18 protein-coding genes, 1 pseudogene, 1 riboswitch and 1 other annotated feature (1 of these 21 only partly in view) are annotated in these 17,948 nt (G+C 38.8%); of the genes and pseudogenes, 2 read left to right on the top strand and 17 right to left on the bottom strand.

What is annotated here, in order from left to right; genetic code table 11:
- Nucleotides 1–163: a binding site (T-box leader), on the bottom strand; it reaches 98 nt to the left of the window's first position.
- A 52-nt stretch (nucleotides 164–215) separates the two neighbouring features.
- Complete coding sequence (locus tag EM808_RS09255; RefSeq protein WP_127737876.1) at nucleotides 216–854, bottom strand: MOSC domain-containing protein; 639 nt, start codon at nucleotides 852–854, stop codon at nucleotides 216–218.
- 160 nt (nucleotides 855–1,014) lie between these two features.
- Between EM808_RS09255 and EM808_RS09250 the strand changes: the two genes are divergently transcribed.
- A complete protein-coding gene (locus tag EM808_RS09250; protein WP_127737875.1) occupies nucleotides 1,015–2,310 on the top strand; it encodes an MFS transporter in 1,296 nt (431 codons plus the stop codon).
- An 89-nt stretch (nucleotides 2,311–2,399) separates the two neighbouring features.
- Here EM808_RS09250 and EM808_RS09245 read toward each other — a convergent pair whose 3' ends face one another.
- The 3 genes from EM808_RS09245 to EM808_RS09235 all read right to left on the bottom strand — a co-directional run bounded on the left by EM808_RS09245 (nucleotide 2,400) and on the right by EM808_RS09235 (nucleotide 6,005).
- Entirely contained in the window at nucleotides 2,400–4,274 is a 1,875-nt protein-coding gene (locus tag EM808_RS09245) for a PTS fructose transporter subunit IIABC (protein ID WP_127737874.1), read from the bottom strand.
- A 76-nt stretch (nucleotides 4,275–4,350) separates the two neighbouring features.
- Nucleotides 4,351–5,256 carry a 1-phosphofructokinase gene (gene pfkB, locus EM808_RS09240; RefSeq protein ID WP_127737873.1) on the bottom strand — a complete coding sequence of 302 codons (906 nt, stop codon included), beginning with the start codon at nucleotides 5,254–5,256 and terminating at the stop codon, nucleotides 4,351–4,353.
- Nucleotides 5,253–6,005 carry a DeoR/GlpR family DNA-binding transcription regulator gene (locus EM808_RS09235; RefSeq protein ID WP_127737943.1) on the bottom strand — a complete coding sequence of 251 codons (753 nt, stop codon included), beginning with the start codon at nucleotides 6,003–6,005 and terminating at the stop codon, nucleotides 5,253–5,255. Before EM808_RS09235 ends, pfkB begins: the two co-directional genes overlap by 4 nt.
- 275 nt (nucleotides 6,006–6,280) lie before the next feature.
- Here EM808_RS09235 and EM808_RS09230 point away from each other — a divergent pair, with 275 nt between their 5' ends.
- The gene (locus EM808_RS09230) at nucleotides 6,281–6,631 is read left to right on the top strand and encodes a hypothetical protein (protein ID WP_127737872.1); all 351 of its coding nucleotides are present in this window, start codon (nucleotides 6,281–6,283) and stop codon (nucleotides 6,629–6,631) included.
- Nucleotides 6,632–6,829: 198 nt separating this feature from the next.
- Here the strand turns inward: EM808_RS09230 and EM808_RS09225 are convergent, their stop codons facing one another.
- The 13 genes and pseudogenes from EM808_RS09225 to EM808_RS09165 form a co-directional block, all read right to left on the bottom strand.
- Complete coding sequence (locus EM808_RS09225; protein WP_205685839.1) at nucleotides 6,830–7,387, bottom strand: GNAT family N-acetyltransferase; 558 nt, start codon at nucleotides 7,385–7,387, stop codon at nucleotides 6,830–6,832.
- 35 nt (nucleotides 7,388–7,422) lie between these two features.
- On the bottom strand, nucleotides 7,423–8,148 hold the full coding sequence (locus EM808_RS09220) for an exonuclease domain-containing protein (protein WP_127737870.1): 726 nt from the start codon (nucleotides 8,146–8,148) through the stop codon (nucleotides 7,423–7,425).
- A gap of 1 nt (nucleotide 8,149) precedes the next feature.
- The gene (locus tag EM808_RS09215; RefSeq protein WP_127737869.1) at nucleotides 8,150–9,133 is read right to left on the bottom strand and encodes a DUF294 nucleotidyltransferase-like domain-containing protein; all 984 of its coding nucleotides are present in this window, start codon (nucleotides 9,131–9,133) and stop codon (nucleotides 8,150–8,152) included.
- Nucleotides 9,134–9,241: 108 nt separating this feature from the next.
- Nucleotides 9,242–10,507, bottom strand: a complete 1,266-nt coding sequence (locus tag EM808_RS09210) for an ammonium transporter (RefSeq protein WP_127737868.1) — start codon at nucleotides 10,505–10,507, stop codon at nucleotides 9,242–9,244.
- A 327-nt stretch (nucleotides 10,508–10,834) separates the two neighbouring features.
- Nucleotides 10,835–10,915 (bottom strand): annotated as a pseudogene (locus EM808_RS29650) (YjcZ family sporulation protein); the annotation flags it as partial.
- 189 nt (nucleotides 10,916–11,104) lie between these two features.
- Nucleotides 11,105–11,764, bottom strand: coding sequence for a thiamine phosphate synthase (thiE, locus tag EM808_RS09200; RefSeq protein ID WP_127737942.1), 660 nt, complete (start codon nucleotides 11,762–11,764; stop codon nucleotides 11,105–11,107).
- Nucleotide 11,765: 1 nt separating this feature from the next.
- Nucleotides 11,766–12,587 carry a bifunctional hydroxymethylpyrimidine kinase/phosphomethylpyrimidine kinase gene (thiD, locus tag EM808_RS09195; protein WP_127737866.1) on the bottom strand — a complete coding sequence of 274 codons (822 nt, stop codon included), beginning with the start codon at nucleotides 12,585–12,587 and terminating at the stop codon, nucleotides 11,766–11,768.
- A gap of 1 nt (nucleotide 12,588) precedes the next feature.
- Nucleotides 12,589–13,416, bottom strand: coding sequence for a hydroxyethylthiazole kinase (thiM, locus tag EM808_RS09190; RefSeq protein WP_127737865.1), 828 nt, complete (start codon nucleotides 13,414–13,416; stop codon nucleotides 12,589–12,591).
- 151 nt (nucleotides 13,417–13,567) lie between these two features.
- Nucleotides 13,568–13,675: riboswitch (TPP riboswitch) on the bottom strand.
- A 49-nt stretch (nucleotides 13,676–13,724) separates the two neighbouring features.
- Nucleotides 13,725–14,513 (bottom strand): TIGR03943 family putative permease subunit, encoded by a 789-nt coding sequence (locus EM808_RS09185; RefSeq protein ID WP_127737864.1) that lies wholly within the window; start codon nucleotides 14,511–14,513, stop codon nucleotides 13,725–13,727.
- A 77-nt stretch (nucleotides 14,514–14,590) separates the two neighbouring features.
- Nucleotides 14,591–15,595, bottom strand: coding sequence for a permease (locus EM808_RS09180; RefSeq protein WP_127737863.1), 1,005 nt, complete (start codon nucleotides 15,593–15,595; stop codon nucleotides 14,591–14,593).
- A gap of 132 nt (nucleotides 15,596–15,727) precedes the next feature.
- Nucleotides 15,728–16,654: a CobW family GTP-binding protein gene (locus EM808_RS09175; protein WP_127737862.1), complete on the bottom strand. Its 927-nt coding sequence runs from the start codon at nucleotides 16,652–16,654 to the stop codon at nucleotides 15,728–15,730.
- A 140-nt stretch (nucleotides 16,655–16,794) separates the two neighbouring features.
- Nucleotides 16,795–16,974 carry an H-type small acid-soluble spore protein gene (locus tag EM808_RS09170; RefSeq protein ID WP_127737861.1) on the bottom strand — a complete coding sequence of 60 codons (180 nt, stop codon included), beginning with the start codon at nucleotides 16,972–16,974 and terminating at the stop codon, nucleotides 16,795–16,797.
- 135 nt (nucleotides 16,975–17,109) lie between these two features.
- Nucleotides 17,110–17,766 carry a hypothetical protein gene (locus EM808_RS09165; protein WP_127737860.1) on the bottom strand — a complete coding sequence of 219 codons (657 nt, stop codon included), beginning with the start codon at nucleotides 17,764–17,766 and terminating at the stop codon, nucleotides 17,110–17,112.
- Between the last annotated feature and the right edge of the window lie 182 nt (nucleotides 17,767–17,948).

Raw genomic sequence — 17,948 nt, 5'->3', positions numbered from 1 at the left:
TCTCTTATAACGATGAGACATTTCGCTAAAGCCTACTGCCTTTAAAAAGATTTCGGTTTAGAAGCTCAGAAGTCCATTCGCTATTGTGTAACACTGATTCACACCAACCATCAGCTCTCTTAAGTTTCCAGCAATAGATACTACTCTTCGTCATCGCTTATATTTATGTTATATCCATCATAAAAGACATGAACCAGATTGTCAAGAAAGAATTTTTATTTTTGCAATGCCTTTTGGAAGCGGCTTGTCCAATCCTCTGCTAAATCCTCAAGCTTCAGCATTCTTTCCACCTCTGCTTTATTCTTACGGTCAAGCAGCATTACTTTTGTTGCCTCCCAAACAGAAATATCCTCTTGTTTACGCTCAAGCAGCACGATCTGGGACGAAGATTCAATTTTCCCTTCCTTTAACACCTTCATGAAATAACCAGTGTAGCAAGTCTCGACAATTCGACTCAAAAAAGTAGGGACATGATTGAATTTAGAGATTGTATTACACGGAATTCTCCCTTGTGTTACTTGAACAATTGCATCTCCAATTGAAAAAACATCGCCAATATATGTATCTTTTTCTAACCAGCCAGTACCACAAATATTTTCTCCAAACACAGGCGGTTCCAGCTTTACATTAAATTGCTTTTCCCAAGCAGCATAATGCTCATAAGGATAAAAGCATACTGCTCTTTCTTTGCCGCCATGAAAATCTTCATTTGCGACGCCATCCCCTGTAAAACTGTCAAATGTTAAAAAACATTCGTCCACAATTGTTTTGCCAATGCTTGAGGAAACTTGCTTGCCGTTCCAATCAAAGGTTTTTGGCTTACCAACGCTTAATGTGATAATTTCTCCCTTCATTTTGTCCTCCTTATGCTTATTTATCCTTTTATTATACCGTTATTTAGCACAATCCGAATAGGATGAAATTTTAATTATTTCCTAAAAATCTCAGTGTAATTGCTAATGTTCACGTACATATTATTATTAGTCAGCACTATTTAAATCAAGGAGAATTTAAATGGATCACATAAATGAGGAAAAAGGCTTTTTCAGTTTTAGTGATGAACAGGACAAAAAGGAGAAAACAAAAAAAGGCACTGCAGATAAAAGCAAAAAAATAAAAGTAACAAAAATGTCTATTTTCTCTATTTCTTCAATCCCCTTAGTGATGACACTTGGCAATAGTATGCTAATACCTGTGCTGCCGAACATTGAGCGTCAGCTTGGCATATCATCCTTTAAGGTGAGTATGATCATTACCGTATACAGTATTTTAGCGATATTGCTGATTCCTGTAGCTGGATATCTGTCAGACCATATTGGCAGAAAAAAAGTCATTATCCCAAGCTTAATCATCGCCGGAATTGGTGGTGTGATATGTGGATTTGCTGCATGGAAAATACAGAACTCTTATTGGATTATCCTTGCAGGCAGGGCATTGCAAGGAATAGGGGCAGCAGGTGCATTTCCAATTGTATTGCCTTTAGTTGGGGATATGTTCAAAAAAGAAGAAGAAGTCAGCAGTACATTAGGTATTATTGAAACGGCCAACACACTTGGTAAGGTGCTTAGCCCAGTTCTTGGGGCGGTAATTGCCGGGATTGTTTGGTTCATGCCGTTTTGGGCCATTCCCGTCTTTTGCCTTATTTCCATTCTGCTTATCATCATCTTTGTTAAGGTACCTGGTGGACCTAGTGAACCGCCCCCATTCAGGGTATTTATTCAACATACAAGAAAAGTGATGAAAAAAGAGAAAAAATGGCTATATGCTATTTTTTTCATTGGTGTCATTATCATGTTTGTCCTTTTTGCCGAGCAGTTTTACCTATCAGACATATTAGAAAAAAAATATCATATCAAAAACATAAAAAAAGGAATGTACTTGGCTATTCCACTTGGAGCCTTATGCCTGACCTCCTTTATAACAGGTAAAAAGATTAAAGAGGACCAAAACTTAATGAAATGGATTACCTTTACAGGGATTGTATTGATCATCATTGGGACGATTGCGCTGAGCTTTGGTGATAACCTATGGTATATCATTGGCGTACTAACCATATCTGGTATTGGTATCGGAGCAAGCCTTCCACCACTGGATGCCCTTATAACCGAAGGTATTGAAAAGGAAGAAAGAGGCACCATTACTAGTCTATATAGCTCCATGAGATTCATTGGAGTAGCCGCAGGACCGCCAATAATGGCCGTATTAAGCAAGGAAATCCCAAGCTTCCAATTTTATATACTGGCAGCAGTTGCTGCCATTGCAGCATTAGCTGTTCTATTCCGTATAAAAGCAAAAGGAAATGCCCATTAAAACTGGCACTCCTTTTGCTTTAATAGTGTTACAATACGAACAAAAAGAGGATCTGCATCATGTCTGCAGACCCTCTTTCCTTATAGTATTTATTTCTTTTCTGCAACAGGCTTTTTCAAAATACCTAGTAAAACTGCTGCTACAACTGCGCCGATTACTACTGCAAGCAAGTAAAGCAACCAGTTGCCATCCACAAGACCGAATACGAAAATACCGCCGTGTGGTGCTCTTAAACCGATATGGAAGAACATGGACAATCCGCCTGTGATAGCTGCACCGATTGCAACAGATGGAATAACACGAAGTGGATCTGCTGCCGCAAATGGAATCGCACCTTCTGTAATAAAGGAAAGACCCATAATGTAGTTTGTAGTACCAGCATCTTTTTCTTGCTTTGTAAATTTATTTCTGAATAGTGTTGTTGCTAATGCGATTGCAAGCGGTGGCACCATACCACCTGCCATGATAGCTGCCATCGGCTCAAATACACCGTTAGCGATTAAACCTGTACCGAAAACATAAGCTGATTTATTAATTGGACCACCCATGTCGATTGCCATCATAGCACCAAGGATAATACCAAGCACTACTGCGTTTGCTGTGCCAAGACCTGACAACCAGTTTGTAATACCTGTATTAAGTGCTCCAACTGGACCAATTACAACATAATTCATGATTAAACCTGTAACTAAAATACCTAGTAACGGGAATAGAAGAATTGTTTTAATACCTTCTAATGATCTTGGTAATCCTGAAAGTGCTTTTTTAATCCCAATAACAACGTAACCTGCAAGGAAACCGGCGATCAAGCCGCCTAAGAAGCCTGCTCCGCCATTTGCTGCCATAAGACCTGCAACCATACCTGGTGCAAATCCTGGACGATCGGCAATACTCATTGCGATAAATCCAGCAAGAACTGGTACTAGTAAGGAGAATGCGTTGTCTCCACCGATTAGCTTCAAGACTGCTGCAAATGCATTGTAACTTGGGTCATCTGGATTAGATGAATTATAACCGAACATAAAGCTGATAGCGATTAGGATACCACCGCCGACAACAAATGGAAGCATGTTAGAAACACCGTTCATTAAGTGCTTATAAATACCTGCTCCGCCTTTTTTGCTGCTTTCCTCATCAGCATTTGCACCACTTCCACCTTGGTATACAGGTGCTTCCTGTTTAAGAGCTTTGTCAATTAGCTCAGCTGGTCTTCTAATTCCGTCAGCAACAGGTGTTTCAATGACGTGCTTTCCTTTAAAGCGCTCCATTTGAACTTTTGTATCTGCTGCAACAATAACGGCTGTAGCGTTCTCAATTTCCTCAGCTGTTAATACGTTTTTTGCTCCGCCTGATCCATTTGTTTCCACTTTAATGTCGACACCTAGCTCGGCTGCTTTAGATTTCAATGAATCTGCTGCCATATACGTATGAGCAATTCCTGTTGGGCATGCTGTTACAGCAACAATGAAATTCTTTTTATCTGCAATATTTTGCTCTTCTTCTTCCTCTTCCTCGTCATAGCTATCAATGATGTTAACAACATCCTGTTCTGTCGCTGCAGCTAATAGCTTTGCTCTAACTTCTTCCTTCAATAGGATTGTGGAAAGTCTTGATAATGCTTCAAGATGCGTATTATTTGCACCATCTGGAGCTGCAATCATAAAGAATAAATGCGCTGGCTGACCGTCAAGTGATTCGTAGTCAAGTCCATCTACAGACCGGCCAAAAGCGATAGCTGGGTTTTTAACTGCACTAGTTTTCGCATGAGGAATCGCAATTCCTTCACCAATTCCAGTTGTGCTTTGCTCTTCTCTTTTTAAAATGGCAGCTTTATATTCCTCTTTATTAGCAAGTTTTCCTGCTGCATCCAATTTTGCTACTAATTGATCAATCGCTTCGATTTTCTGTGTTCCTTCTATATTCAAAAGGATTGTATCGCGCGTCAGCAATTCTGTAATTCTCATCTGTAACGCCCCTTTTTCTATTTTTTTTATGACGGTGCTTATGCTTCTTACTTGTCACATAAGCACCTATTTACTGTTACTTCAAAACAACCTGCGGGAGCAGGCTTTCCACTTTCTCTTTCGTGCAAAGGCCGATAGAGAATGCTGTGGCACTGCCAGAAGCAATGCTGTATCTAAATGCTTCCTTCAAGTCTTGTGTCTCCTTATATTTTGCAAGGAAACCAGCTACCATGCTATCCCCTGCTCCGACAGAGCTTTTCACTTCTCCTTTTGGAACAGTGCTTATGATCGTTTCATGCTGATTAATAAACACAGCACCATCACCTGCAAGGGAAACAATCACGTTTTGGGCACCAAGCTCAAGCAGTTTTTTTCCGTATGGTATTACATCTTCCGCACTTGTAATCGTAGTATCAAATAAATCTCCAAGCTCATGGTGATTTGGCTTAATTAAAAACGGATTGTATGGAAGAACCTTTTGCAGTAGCTCCCCTTCAGCATCAACCACAAAGGAAACCTTGTTTTCCGAACAAATTTTCACTAGCTCTTCATATGTGTTAGCTGGAAGTGTTGATGGGATGCTTCCTGCCAACACTAATAGATCTTCTGAATTCAGCTTGCTGATTTTCTCTTTCAGCTCAGCTAGTTTCTCTGCAGATATAGTAGGTCCTGCTGCGTTTAGCTCCGTTTCATCTGCAGCTTTTACCTTTACATTGATTCTTGTATCTTCTTCTACTTGAACGAAATCTGTATGGATTGCTTCTTGCTTCAGCTGATTCTTGATATAGTCGCCAGTGAATCCACCAACAAATCCAAGTGCCTTGCTTTCCACGCCCATCCTTTGCAGAACTTTGGAAACATTAATGCCTTTTCCGCCTGCAAACTTGCTTGTATGCTCTGTTCTGTTCAATTCTCCTAAATTCACTTCACTAAGTTCTATGATATAGTCAACAGAAGGGTTTAATGTCAACGTATAAATCATGATGTCACAACCTTTATACTAGTTTTTTTGCTGTACATATTTAAAGTCTCTCCATCATTTTCATTAGTAATAATGGAAGCTTCGTGAATATCAGCAATCTTTGAAAAATATACTTCTGAGAACTTACTATCATCAGCCAGGAAAAAGGCTTCTCTTGATAGGTCAATTGCCTTACTTTTGACCATTGCTTCCTCTTGGTCAGGAGTCGTATACCCAAATTCAGGGTGAACACCGTTAGCTCCCATGAAGCATTTATCGAAGCGATATTGGCTTAGGCTCAGAAGTGCACCCCTTCCAACAAGTGCATTCGTTCTTTCCTTAACATATCCGCCTATCAGGTAGGTTTGAATATTTGAAGCAATAAGCTCCTTCATATGCATTAGACCGTTTGTAACGACAACGATATTTTTATCTTTTAAGAACGGAATCATTTCCGTTACAGTGGAACCAGCATCTAAATAGATACTCTCCCCTTCTTCGACAAGATTCGCAGCGAAAGCAGCGATTATTTTCTTCTCTTGAAGGTTTTTGGCTGATTTCTCATCCATGCTTGGTTCATTCATTTTCCCTTGGAGCCGGGCTGCTCCCCCGTGAACCCTTTTTAGGAATCCCTCTTGCTCCAATTGAGTCAAGTCTCTTCTGATTGTGCTTTCGGAAGTTTCCGTTGCATCAACTAAATCCTGTATTTTAACAATGTTTTGTTGTTTTAATAAGTGCAAAATTAGTGAATGTCTTTCAGGTGTTAACAACTTCCCACTACCTTTCTTTTTATATCTTGGGTTTGTTGTCGATAGGTTAATAATACTGTAACCGATTTCAGATTTCAAGCATTTTCTTTCAAAAACAATCAAAAAAAATCATAACTTGATAGTTTTTGATTGTTTTATCAACTTTTTAAAAATTTGCATTTTTTCGCCTATTCCATCAAAACGTGTCGAAACACGCAATACAGATTGCACCACTCGACATTTTCTCCTATAATTAATAACAGAATTCAACAAATTTCTCAAAAAAGGACCACTCTATGAACAAACTTTCTCATTATTACTTGGAATTTATAAAAATCCTTGCGACAATCGTCATTCTTTTCGCTTTATTTGGGACAATAAACGATGTAATCATTCAGCTGATTAGCGGAACATCCTTTCCCGATGCGTCCATGTTCCAAGGTAAGAGTTACTTGCTTTTACTTTTCATCGCCCAATTCATCGGTTTTGCGATTATCACACTAGTTTTATATGTAAATATTATCTCTACCATTGGCTTCGGCCTAAAGAAGGAGCGACGAAAATTCCCTAAATCATGGGTTAACAAGCTGTTAACGATTGCGCTCATACTCATATTTGCATTTTATATTGTGCTTTTGTTTTCCTAAATAAATGCTTGTCTTAGTATTTTATTAACAAATAATTGCATGATTGAATTGATTATGATAGTATAAAAAACAATATATAGATGGTTATTTTAAAAACATATCTATATATTGTGATAATCCTTCTCAATAATTAATTACTTACCGCTTCAAAGGAAGCGGCTTTTTTCTTGAATAGACAAAAAGGGACAGATGTTTTTTCTAAACAAATTCTGTCCCTTTTTTATTTATATACTCTTCCTTCGTTATGGCATAATAAAGACTTGTGACATCCATTCCACCAAAAACCTTCAGCTTTTCCTGCTTTGTTAACTTATAAGAAAAGCCGCATTTTTCCTGAACTCGTTTCGATCTTTCGTTGAAATCAAAATGTCCGCACCAAATGATATCTGCATCCAAATTTAAAAAAGCATGCTCTAAAATAAGCTCGACTGCTTCTGGAGCAATTCCACGACCCCAATAGGAAGGATGTAGCGCAAATCCAATTTCCATCTCTTTCATTAAGGAATTTTTGTTGTAATCTGATTTATGATGATGAAGGCCAATGCTGCCAATCACCTTATTTTCCCCAAGCAGATATATCGCAAAGCTTTCCTTTTTGATTAAAAACATCTGGATGATTTTCTTGCTTTCATCCACCGATTTATGAGGCATCCAGCCTGCGTTTGGACCGACTTCCTCCTTGCTGGCATATTCAAAAAGATCGTCGGCATCCTCCAGACTCCAGCTTCTTAACAGTAATCTGTCGCTTTTCGGCATTGCTTCCAACTCTTTTCTAAAATTAGTTTGTCTGCTTATCTTCTTGCAAGCCTTTCATAAATATCCTGCAATGTAACACAGCCTAGCTCCTGCGCTTTTTTTAAGTACCGCGTCCAAAGCAAAGCCGTCAACCTTGCATCCCCAAGAGCATGATGCCGATTTTCTGCAGGTATATCGTTTAAGCTGCACCAATCCTCCAAGCTGACGATTGATTTGTGCGGCTCGACAATTTTGAAAAGAAAAGCAGTATCAACAATCCGATGCTTGAACGGTGTTTTAAATTGCTTCCAGCAGGCGGATTGCATAAAGTTCTTTTCATGGGAGGAATGGTGGGCAACAAGTGTATCATTTTTCGCAAACTCAAAAAAGCTAATAAGTGCCTCAGATAACAATGGCGCCTTTTCCGTATCTTCTTTATATATTCCTGTTAACGTGGAGATTTCTTCTGAAATAGGCCCATTATGTTGCACCAATGTGTAAAATACCTCCTCTGTAATCACACATCCCTTTACCTTAACAGCACCTATCGAGATAATTTGATCTCCCTTATCTGGAAAAAAACCAGTCGTTTCAATATCGAAAACCACCGTTTCCATATTCTCAAGTGTTAGCTGTGAGGCAAGCTCAACCTTGACATCCTTCTGCAGCTGCCTCATAAATGCAAGCTGCTGTGAGTTCATTAATCCTGTTCCTTGATTAACATTCGCATTCATTTTGCCATATAAATCTCTCATATATTGAAAAAAAGACTCTACTCCCACATTAACACCCTTTTTCAATTAGCCTTTTCACTTGCTGGTACAGCTTTATGCCTTTTCTGAGCAAATGCTTTACTTCCATTCGTTCATCCTTTGTTAGCTTATTAATATTCAGGAAGTGGACATCCCTATAATCAGCAGCATCCTTAAAGGAGGACATTCGAATACAAAGGATACGCCGGAAACAGCTGTCATATTCCTTCATCAAAGCCTCATATTTCCCCAGCTCCCTTAACATCCCAATTCTTTCTAAAGTAGAAGTTGCAGTAATTCCTTCCTTTATAGAAAGGAGCCTTATCGAATTAACATAAGGCAAGTACATCGTGTTTTTAAAATGAAGCGAGCCTCTATGCGCGCCTGTGCGCTCCACAAAAAATTGACCAAAAATACCAACGCCTTTTTTTATGCGCATGACATTATTTAAAAAACGCGTTAATAAAGATGGATACTTGTGGCGATATTGATGAATTAACTCTCTGAGTTCATGAACGAGCACCTCATTGCCAATAAGGCCTCTGCTGTCATAAAAAATCTGTAAATAACGAATAGATTCCCAATTTTCTCTTTCCATCCATTTTTCAATTTGCTGTTTCCAGCCAATATAGGATTTGCACCATACTGGGTTACTGCTCATCACATTGCCTTCACAATAAGGATAACCAACTGTGTTCAACCCATCACTCACATCAGACCCAAGTGCAAGAAAGTATTCTTGAACGACAGGATCATCGATAGCGAAAATTACACCATGATCTTGATCACTTATAATTCCCTGCTCTTTTCTACCAGCACTTCCTGTCACGAACCAAACGAACTCACATGGTGGATCGCCATGCTTTTGTTTAAATTCAGCAAACACGACAGAAAATACTTGCTTCATAATAAAATCATGTTTGTCGTTTAAGGATTCATTTGTAAAATCGTGTAATTGACCGAAGTTTTCTTTTTCTGTTTTTAACTCTAATAATTTTCCATTATATGAGCACATTCACGCACTTCCTTGCACATATATAGTTATTTATATATTATCATATTCTTCTTTTCAGAAGGCAGAAGCCTCACTTATAAAAAGTGAGGCTTCCATTACCATCTTTGTTTATACGCTTTTTGTTTCATCCTTTGGCAGGAACACCTCTGGATATCCGTATGTTCCATGCTCACTGATGTCAAGACCCATGATTTCTTCCTCTTCTGTCACGCGAAGACCGCTTACCTTTTTGATGACATAAAGGATAACGAAACTGACCACGAATGCGAACAATGCACATGTTACAACACCTAACGCCTGAACTCCCAACTGGTGGAATCCTCCGCCGTAGAAAAGACCCGGCTGACCAACAGTAGCCAATTCTTTTGTTGCGAACAAGCCGTTAGATAATGTTCCCCAAACACCTGCAGTACCATGAACAGACAAAGCGAAAATCGGATCATCAATTTTTCTGTTTTCAAAGAAGCGAACACTATAGAATACAAGAATCCCAGCAACTAATCCGATTACAACCGCTCCCCATGTATCAACAAATGCACAGGATGCTGTAATAGCAACAAGCCCAGCTAATGCCCCGTTTAGCATTGTAGTAATATCTGATTTCCCTAGAACAACCCAAGAGATCAATAGCGCAGAAACCGCACCTGCAGCTGCAGCTAAGTTAGTGTTTAATGCAACAAAGCCGAAGAATCCATCTGCTACAGAAACTGTGCTTCCTGCGTTAAATCCAAACCAGCCGACCCAAAGAATAAGAACACTTAATGCTGTATACACTTGGTTATGACCAAAGATTGGATTAGCAGATCCATCTGCATTGTATTTTCCGATACGAGGCTTAAGTAAAATTGTTGCAGCAAATGCTGCCATCGCACCTGTTAAATGCACAACCGTTGATCCTGCGAAATCCTGCTTCCCATGCTCAGCAAGCCAGCCGCCGCCCCAGATCCAATGGGCAATTACCGGATATACAATCGCAGAGAACAGAACGGAGAAAATCAAGTAAACTGATAATTTAGCTCTTTCTGCAAACCCACCAAGTGCTATTGTTAACGAAATTCCTGCAAATGCGAGCTGGAATACAAAAAATACAGTTGTTTGTACGGAGGCATCTGCAATTTGAGCACCTGAATAGAAGAAGTCTGACATACCAACGAAGAAGTTAGCATCTCCCCCAAAAATAAACCCATAGCCGACTGCCCAGAAAACGAGTGATGATATTCCAAAAGTAAAAATCGTTTTACCAGCAATGTGACCAGCGTTTTTCATTCTTGTGGACCCTGCTTCCAATAAGATAAATCCGCCAAGCATAAAAATAACTAAAATTGCACCAACCATCGTCCACAAGCTGTTCATTAAAAACTCTAAGTTATCCATTTAGCCATTTCCCCCTTTTGTGTAGTATTACTAACACTAAGTGTCATATAATCTAACACTTGATAAACCTTATTTTACCTATATTAAAAATTCTGTCAATACGATTTATAAATTTAATTTTCAAAAAACTTAAATTATTTGTAAGCACCCGCTAATTTCCTTAATAAATAGCGATTTACTAACAATATGTATGCAGCTGATTTCTTATTCAATTGTTTATAATTTTAATGTAAGACAATAAGTTAAGCCGCCAAAATTTAAGTAAACGTTAACAAATCTAACATAAAAAAAGCTGACCAAGTTTTGGCCAGCTTTTTCTTCTTTTTATTAGCAAATAAATGTTGCACCAACAATTATTAATAGTATGAACAATACAACGATCAATGCGAAGCCGCCACCATATCCGCCGCCACATCCGCCGCCGTATCCATATCCACCATGACCATATCCGTAACCGTACATAGAACATCTCCCTTTCTGATTTTCGTTTTAGCAGCTATTTCTTTAGGTTTGCTGCCTTTTACAAAATCATCATATGCTCAATCAGGCTAATTGGTTGGGTGTTTGCCTTATTTTTTTGCTGAAAACCCATTTTTTTTAAGCTTCTATATTTAAAGCATTAAGAAGGCTTTGCGTATTAGCATACGGCTGATTTGCTCCACTTATTTCGGAAATTACAGCAACACCATCTCCACCTGCATGAAATACTGGTGCTGCATTAGCTGCTGTTATTCCCCCGATACCAACAATTGGAATTGTAACATCTTGTCTCCTAACATCTGTTATTAAAGCAGTTCCTCTGACCTCTTTCGCATCTTTTTTTGTATTTGTGTGATAAATTGGTCCTATCCCAACATAATCAGCACCGGCACGTACTGCCAATTCTACTTCTTCAAGGCTGTGAGCGGAAACGCCGAGTATTTTAGCTCCGATTTTTGCACGGACTGCTTCTGCCGTCTCATCGTCCTGACCGATATGAACACCATCTGCATCAAGCTCCAGAGCTAAATCAATATCATCATTTACAATAAATGGAACACTGAACTCCTTACAAAGCTGCTGAAGTCTTTTGCCAAGCTCCATTTTTTCTTTACCGCTTAAAGCGTTTTCCCCTTTTTCCCTGTACTGAAAAATAGTAATACCGCCCTTTAACGCTTGTGTCAGCACCTCTTCAGGAGACAGCTTACTGTTATTGCTGCCCATAATAAAGTATAGCTTTAATAATTGTTTGATTTTCTCTGCTGAGTATCTTTCCAATTTACTTACCTCTGCTTTCTTTTGATGTTCCATGTTCAGCATATGCCCAATGATTTGTCGGTCCATGACCTTTGCCAATGTTTAAATCATACTTTATTGCCAAATACACAAATCTTTTGGCGATTTCGAATGACTTATGTACAGACATGCCTTTTGCTAATGCTGCTGCCATTGCAGCAGCAAAGGTACAGCCAGTTCCGTGTGTGTTTTTTGTATTTAATCTTTTCGATTCAAGGGTAAAAAAGTCATTTCCATCATAGAGCAAATCTACTAAATCATTGCCTTCTCCATGACCACCCTTCATAATAACATGCTTTACCCCAAAACTATGGAGGGTTCTTGCTGCTTCCTTTTTTTCCTCCATCGTATGAATAGAAAAGCCTGTCAGCTCCTCAGCCTCTGGAATATTTGGCGTAATGACTGTTGCTAAAGGGATAAGTTGGTGTTTTAATGCAGCAATAGCTTCCCTTTGCAACAGACTTGCGCCGCCTTTTGCGATCATGACAGGGTCGACTACGACATTATCCCATTTATACTTAGTAATTTTTGCGGCAACAAGCTCAATAATATTACTATCAAAGAGCATCCCAGTCTTAACTGCATCTGTGCCAATATCTGTTGCGACTGCATCAATCTGTTTTTCAATCGCATCAAGCGGGATTGGATAGACTGCTTCGACTCCTAACGTATTTTGGGCAGTCACTGCTGTAATTGCCGACATACCGTAAACACCCAGCTCCTGAAACGTCTTCAAATCTGCCTGTATTCCTGCACCGCCACCGCTGTCAGAACCTGCTATCGTCAATGCTATATTGCGCTTCATGTCACTCACCTTGTGGTCCTTCGATTTTTTTGTATTGGTTTATATCCTCTTCACTTATGCTGTTAAGCTCGTCCAAGAAGGCAGCTTGAAAGCTTCCCGGCCCAATTGCCGGATTGCTTTTGACTACTTTTTCAGCAGCAATGCCATAAGCCGCAAGACCTGCAACGCTTGCGCGCACAATATCGTCCTCCACGGCAATAAATGCAGCTAAACACGAAGACAATAGACAGCCTGCTCCTGTTACCTTTGTCATGATAGGATGGCCATTCCCAACATAATAAAGCTCCTGTCCGTCTGTCACTACGTCTCTTTCCCCTGTAATACACACTGGCACACCAATTTTTTTGGCAGCATGAACAGCAATGACTGCATGATCTTCTAATGAAGAAACAGAATCAACTCCTTTGATTTCCGCTTCCATTCCTGCCACATTCGAAACTTCTGCCGCATTTCCCCTTAATAGACTGATTTTCACATCATTTAGGATACGCTGAATACTTTCTGTACGAAAGCTTGTGGCACCAGCGCCGACTGGATCAAGGATGACAGGTGTGTTGGCTGCATTTGCTGCTTTTCCTGCAATAATCATGCTTTCTACATTATCAGCTGTTAATGTGCCGATATTTAATACAAGAGCATCTGCAACTGTGGCCATTTCTCCAACCTCTTCTTTTGCATAAGCCATCACAGGTGATGCTCCGATTGCAAGCAAACCATTTGCTGTAAAATTCGTAACCACAACATTTGTGATATTGTGGATGAGCGGTGCTTTTTCTCTCATCCTTGTAAGAAGTCCTGCCACATCTTTTCGATTATTTACGTTTGTCATGTTTAGTCCCTGCTTTCCATTTTGATAGTATTCAATAAAAAAAAGCCTATGTTTAGTAAAACTCCTCCCATACAGTCGTCTAACCTTAAGGAGGTTTTTTTAGCAAACAAGGCTTAAAAAAGAAAAAACACTTTCGCCTAAGCAAAGTGTCGATATAATATGTACACCTCCCTACGCTGGCATTACCCAACAGGTTCATACGGTCGATGACTCTAGCCACCCTCTCAGCCTGATTCCACAAGCTCCCGAAAAAATATTTAATTACTATTATCTTATAAGAAAGAAATTGAATTTGCAAGATTGCTAGACTAGAACATATATAAATACTCGTCTTTCGGCGGATCTGCTGTCTTCACGCTGTCCACTTGAATTGCCGGCATCACTTGCCCATCCATTTCTTGTTTAATAACGGTCCCTCTGATTTCATACCAGCCATTTGTTTTAGCAGCATGCAAGTCCCCGTTTAGCATATACCCGTAAACAGATAAATCCACAATGCAATGTGTCATTACATATCTAGCAATAACTGCCTCGTTTTCAGAGAAGCCTTCCTCCCTATATATAAACCCCTTAATGACGATTGATGCTCCCTCCACATCCTCAAGCTTATTGTTCAGTACGTCCATTACCTGGAAATAATTATTGTCTCCTACCTCTATTTGCTTTTTATCATTAACGACAGCTTGTACCTCCCCATCTGTTTGCGGACCACTTGCAAGCTCTGTTGTTTTTCCATCATGGGCAGTTAACTTGGACAACGCTTCATCATGAAGAGAGTAATCATTTATCGAAAAAAACAACACAAGCGGTGCTAAAAAGAAGCAATAGGTTAGCGCAAGCTTCCACGGGGGCACATTTTCATCACATACATCACAGTCACAATCAGCGCCTTTTAAATTGCTGTTTAACAGCCGAAAGAAACCCAGCAAAAACAATGCTCCCATCGATATAAGCAAATATGGCTCCATCTTTGGCGCAACAAAGGCAGTAATCATATTTTTCGCATAAAGCTTAAAAATCAAAAGACTAAAACCGATCATGATAATTCCTTGCATTTCATTCGAAAGCTGCCACAACGGACTCCACCGCAACCTCATATAACTTTCCTCCTTTATGACAGTCTACTTAAACATTAGCATCTCCCTTTTATCACAGCAGTATATTCAGTCGGCAATTATAGGAAATACCCTGCGAGAATGGACAAGGTAAAGACAATTGCCGAGACAACGATTATAAAAACAAGTACAAATTTAAATCGAAAGGATGCGAGCATAACAAGCGTGTTTTTGAAATCCAGAATCGGTCCAAAAACAAGGAAGCCTAAAATTGCTTCTGGCTGGAAGGTTTTTGCGAAAGATACTGCCACAAATGCATCTGCTTCTGAGCATAATGACAGAATATAAGCTAAAGCCATCATAACAGCCGTTCCCTTAAACGGATTCTCCCCTGCAAGCCCATATAATGCATCCTGGAAGTAGACTTGTGCAACTGCTGCAAAAAGCGCGCCAATGATGAAATACTTAGCGACAGCAAAAAATTCAAAGCTAGTATGATGAAGTATTCCTTTCCATTTGGAATCACCTTTATTTTCATTAATAGGAACATTTCCGACTAAATCTTCTTTATGCATTTTTAAAACGTTCTTTTTGGAGAAGTAATGATGCATGATAAAGCCGACGATAACAGCAGCCAAAACACAAATGATAAATCTACCGTATACAATCGGCATATTTAATCTGAATGCGTAAAAGGTGCTGCCGAATACAATAAAATTTAAAATCGGTGCACACATCAGCAATACGACTCCGACATGAACAGGAACACCTTTTTGAATGAGCCTGCGGACCACAGGGATAATTGCACATTCACACACAGGCGTGATAACAGCAACAAGAACCCCCACAAATATAGCGGCGATTGGATTTTTCGGAATAACTCTTGCAATCATTGCTTCTGATACATAAATATTGATAACAGACGAAGCAATGGCTCCAAGCAAGAGAAAAGGCAGTGCCTCAAGAAAAATCGCAAGAAAAACGATAAAAATAGATTGAACATCCTCTGACAGCAATTGCTCCATAAACGGAAGGGCTGAAACATCTCCGAAGAAAAATAAATACATCAAAAATAGGAATAATGCAAATACGATAACATCTTTTATACTAGTAGGTATGGACATATCTATCTCCTTTTAATAATTGTTCACAGCTTGTCTCTCTATCTTTTACTCTATGCGAAGTAGTCTTCCATTATGTCTACCTTTCCTTCTAATAAAAAAGTCTGCAGAATTATTCCTGCAGACATGCCCTGTTTATATATGTAACTCTTCTTTTTGTAGGTTGTCGCCAATAAGCACAATTTCACCTGCATAATGTGGACTTTTGTCTAGCTTTTGCCATTCCATTAGCCCTGAAGCATACTGAAAATGATACCATTCTTTGTCTTCTTTAATTTTTACAATTCCTTTTGCTCTAAACAGCTTATCCTCATACTGTTCTAGCATTGTTAATATATCCTGCTTTGATGCCACTTGGTTAAAATGAAGCTTAACTGCTTTAATGTGATGGTGATGGTGGTGGTGATGATGTCCTCCCTCTTCCTCTTGAGGTAAAGGGATGGTGGTATCATTTCCGTCTAAATAAAGTGTGATGCCATCTCCGTAAGCTGTATGAATAATCGGTGCTTGTTTATTATATTTTCGGATTATTTTCTCTGCTTTTTCAATCGCTGCTTTTTCTGTTAGTTGATCCATTTTATTTAAAATAAGCAGGCTCCCTCTTTCAATCTGCTCTTTCTGAAGCTGCCTTACTTCCTTCGAGCTAGAAAAGATGCTCGTATATTCGCTGACACGAAGACCATCCACCACACATATACTTTCCTTTAGCCGAAAATGTTCCTTAAAACGCTCCTCTTGAAAGGTGTCGATTATTTCCGAAGGATTAGCTACACCTGTTCCTTCTAAAAGCACTATATCTATTTTTTGATTATGCGCTAAAGCGGCAACCTCATCTAGAGTTGTGCGCAAATCATCTTTGACAGAGCAGCATACACAGCCGTTTAACAGCTCAAATAGTGACTCATCTTCAAATAAATGCTGCTCCAAATTGGCATTCCCTAATTCATTAAGGATAATCGCGTATTTTTTGTTCATCGTCTTAAAATATTGCATGCATTTCAACAGGGTGCTCGTCTTACCGCTGCCTAAAAAACCGTTAATTAAATAGACATCTGTTTTCATAAACTCCTCCTATAAGCACAAATCTTTTTCAAAATGTATGCAAGGCACCGTTTAATTAGAACAGGCGGTTTTATCTTCATACAAAAAAAGCCCGATGACCAACATGGGCTTTTCCTCTATTGATTATTATACTAAAGCCTTTACATTTCTTTTAAGCTCGCAATATCTACTTCTGTTCTTTCTTCTATACCGCCAACTAAATGCACAACGGCCGTCTGATCTTCCTCTTTAATCTCATCAATCCAGATGGATACTCCGTTGTATTGGACTTCGATTTCTGCAGGAGAAGATAAGATCTGTTTCGCTCTATTGATGTCCACTTTTTCCACCTACTTTCTTCATCAGAGATTGCCTGCTTAGCTAATTTTATGAACAAAAGGTCCATTTGGTTCCAAAAATGGTCAAATGCTCCTTTAACATTATGTGAGTTTTTTATTTTTTCTATTCATTTGATTTCATTCATTAATTTCATTATAAACTGTGCCGTCTGTATCCGTAATTAAGATTTCCGGCTCAACTTTATTTACGCCAATCACGATATAAGGATTCTTTTCAGGTGAATTATTATAATTAGTGCGGATTTTTATTTCTGTACGTCCATTATTATTTTCCACATCCACTAATTCTATCGTGTTCCCACTCATGTCCTCGCCAAGTGTAAGAAAAATCCCTTTGCTTCCTTCAAGGATATTAAACAGCTTATAACCTCTTATAGATGTATCTCCCTCGATATTATGCAAATATGGTAGTAGACCTTGATCTTCTACGCTCGCTTTGTCTACAACCCAATAGTCAATTTTATTAAAATACGTGTATGCTGAAAAGACAACGGTGTATAACAACACAATGAAACAAGCCGTTTTTTTCCAAAAGGTATTCTTTCCGACGATAAAAAAAATAATCGCCATGAATATTACTCCAATGCTTATTATCCCAAAAGGCATTCCTGCAAATCCACCGATTATTATGACAGAAGTAAGTAAAAGTAGAATTCCTCCCCCTAAAACAATCATACTTCTTTTAAAATTCGCGATACTTTTTCCATACACATATGTAAGCGAATATATGATAATCCCAATAATTAATCCGATTAATACTAAAGTTGAAACCATATTTCTCCTCCTATATATAAAGAATTTTCTAATTACATATTACACTTCAAAAGTAATATAACTCAATAACAAAATCCAAAATTTGGGCATTTTGTAATAATAAAGATAACAAACATATAAAGTTAAAAATTTTAGCATAACTTGGAATAAATCATATACTTTTTTCCTAGTTTTTATGATAA

Source organism: Niallia taxi (assembly GCF_004005475.1).
Taxonomy (GTDB): Bacteria; Bacillota; Bacilli; order Bacillales; family Cytobacillaceae; genus Niallia; species Niallia taxi.
This window is presented reverse-complemented; position numbering and strand designations above follow the sequence as displayed.

Excerpts from the sequence above, each read along its gene's own strand:
- EM808_RS09255 (WP_127737876.1), bottom strand. The coding sequence starts at position 854 with ATGAAGGGAGAAATTATCACATTAAGCGTTGGTAAGCCAAAAACCTTT.
- EM808_RS09250 (WP_127737875.1), top strand. The coding sequence starts at position 1,015 with ATGGATCACATAAATGAGGAAAAAGGCTTTTTCAGTTTTAGTGATGAA.
- EM808_RS09245 (WP_127737874.1), bottom strand. The coding sequence starts at position 4,274 with ATGAGAATTACAGAATTGCTGACGCGCGATACAATCCTTTTGAATATA.
- pfkB (WP_127737873.1), bottom strand. The coding sequence starts at position 5,256 with ATGATTTATACGTTGACATTAAACCCTTCTGTTGACTATATCATAGAA.
- EM808_RS09230 (WP_127737872.1), top strand. The coding sequence starts at position 6,281 with ATGAACAAACTTTCTCATTATTACTTGGAATTTATAAAAATCCTTGCG.
- EM808_RS09225 (WP_205685839.1), bottom strand. The coding sequence starts at position 7,387 with ATGCCGAAAAGCGACAGATTACTGTTAAGAAGCTGGAGTCTGGAGGAT.
- EM808_RS09215 (WP_127737869.1), bottom strand. The coding sequence starts at position 9,133 with ATGTGCTCATATAATGGAAAATTATTAGAGTTAAAAACAGAAAAAGAA.
- EM808_RS09210 (WP_127737868.1), bottom strand. The coding sequence starts at position 10,507 with ATGGATAACTTAGAGTTTTTAATGAACAGCTTGTGGACGATGGTTGGT.
- thiD (WP_127737866.1), bottom strand. The coding sequence starts at position 12,587 with ATGAAGCGCAATATAGCATTGACGATAGCAGGTTCTGACAGCGGTGGC.
- thiM (WP_127737865.1), bottom strand. The coding sequence starts at position 13,416 with ATGACAAACGTAAATAATCGAAAAGATGTGGCAGGACTTCTTACAAGG.
- EM808_RS09185 (WP_127737864.1), bottom strand. The coding sequence starts at position 14,513 with ATGAGGTTGCGGTGGAGTCCGTTGTGGCAGCTTTCGAATGAAATGCAA.
- EM808_RS09180 (WP_127737863.1), bottom strand. The coding sequence starts at position 15,595 with ATGTCCATACCTACTAGTATAAAAGATGTTATCGTATTTGCATTATTC.
- EM808_RS09175 (WP_127737862.1), bottom strand. The coding sequence starts at position 16,654 with ATGAAAACAGATGTCTATTTAATTAACGGTTTTTTAGGCAGCGGTAAG.
- EM808_RS09165 (WP_127737860.1), bottom strand. The coding sequence starts at position 17,766 with ATGGTTTCAACTTTAGTATTAATCGGATTAATTATTGGGATTATCATA.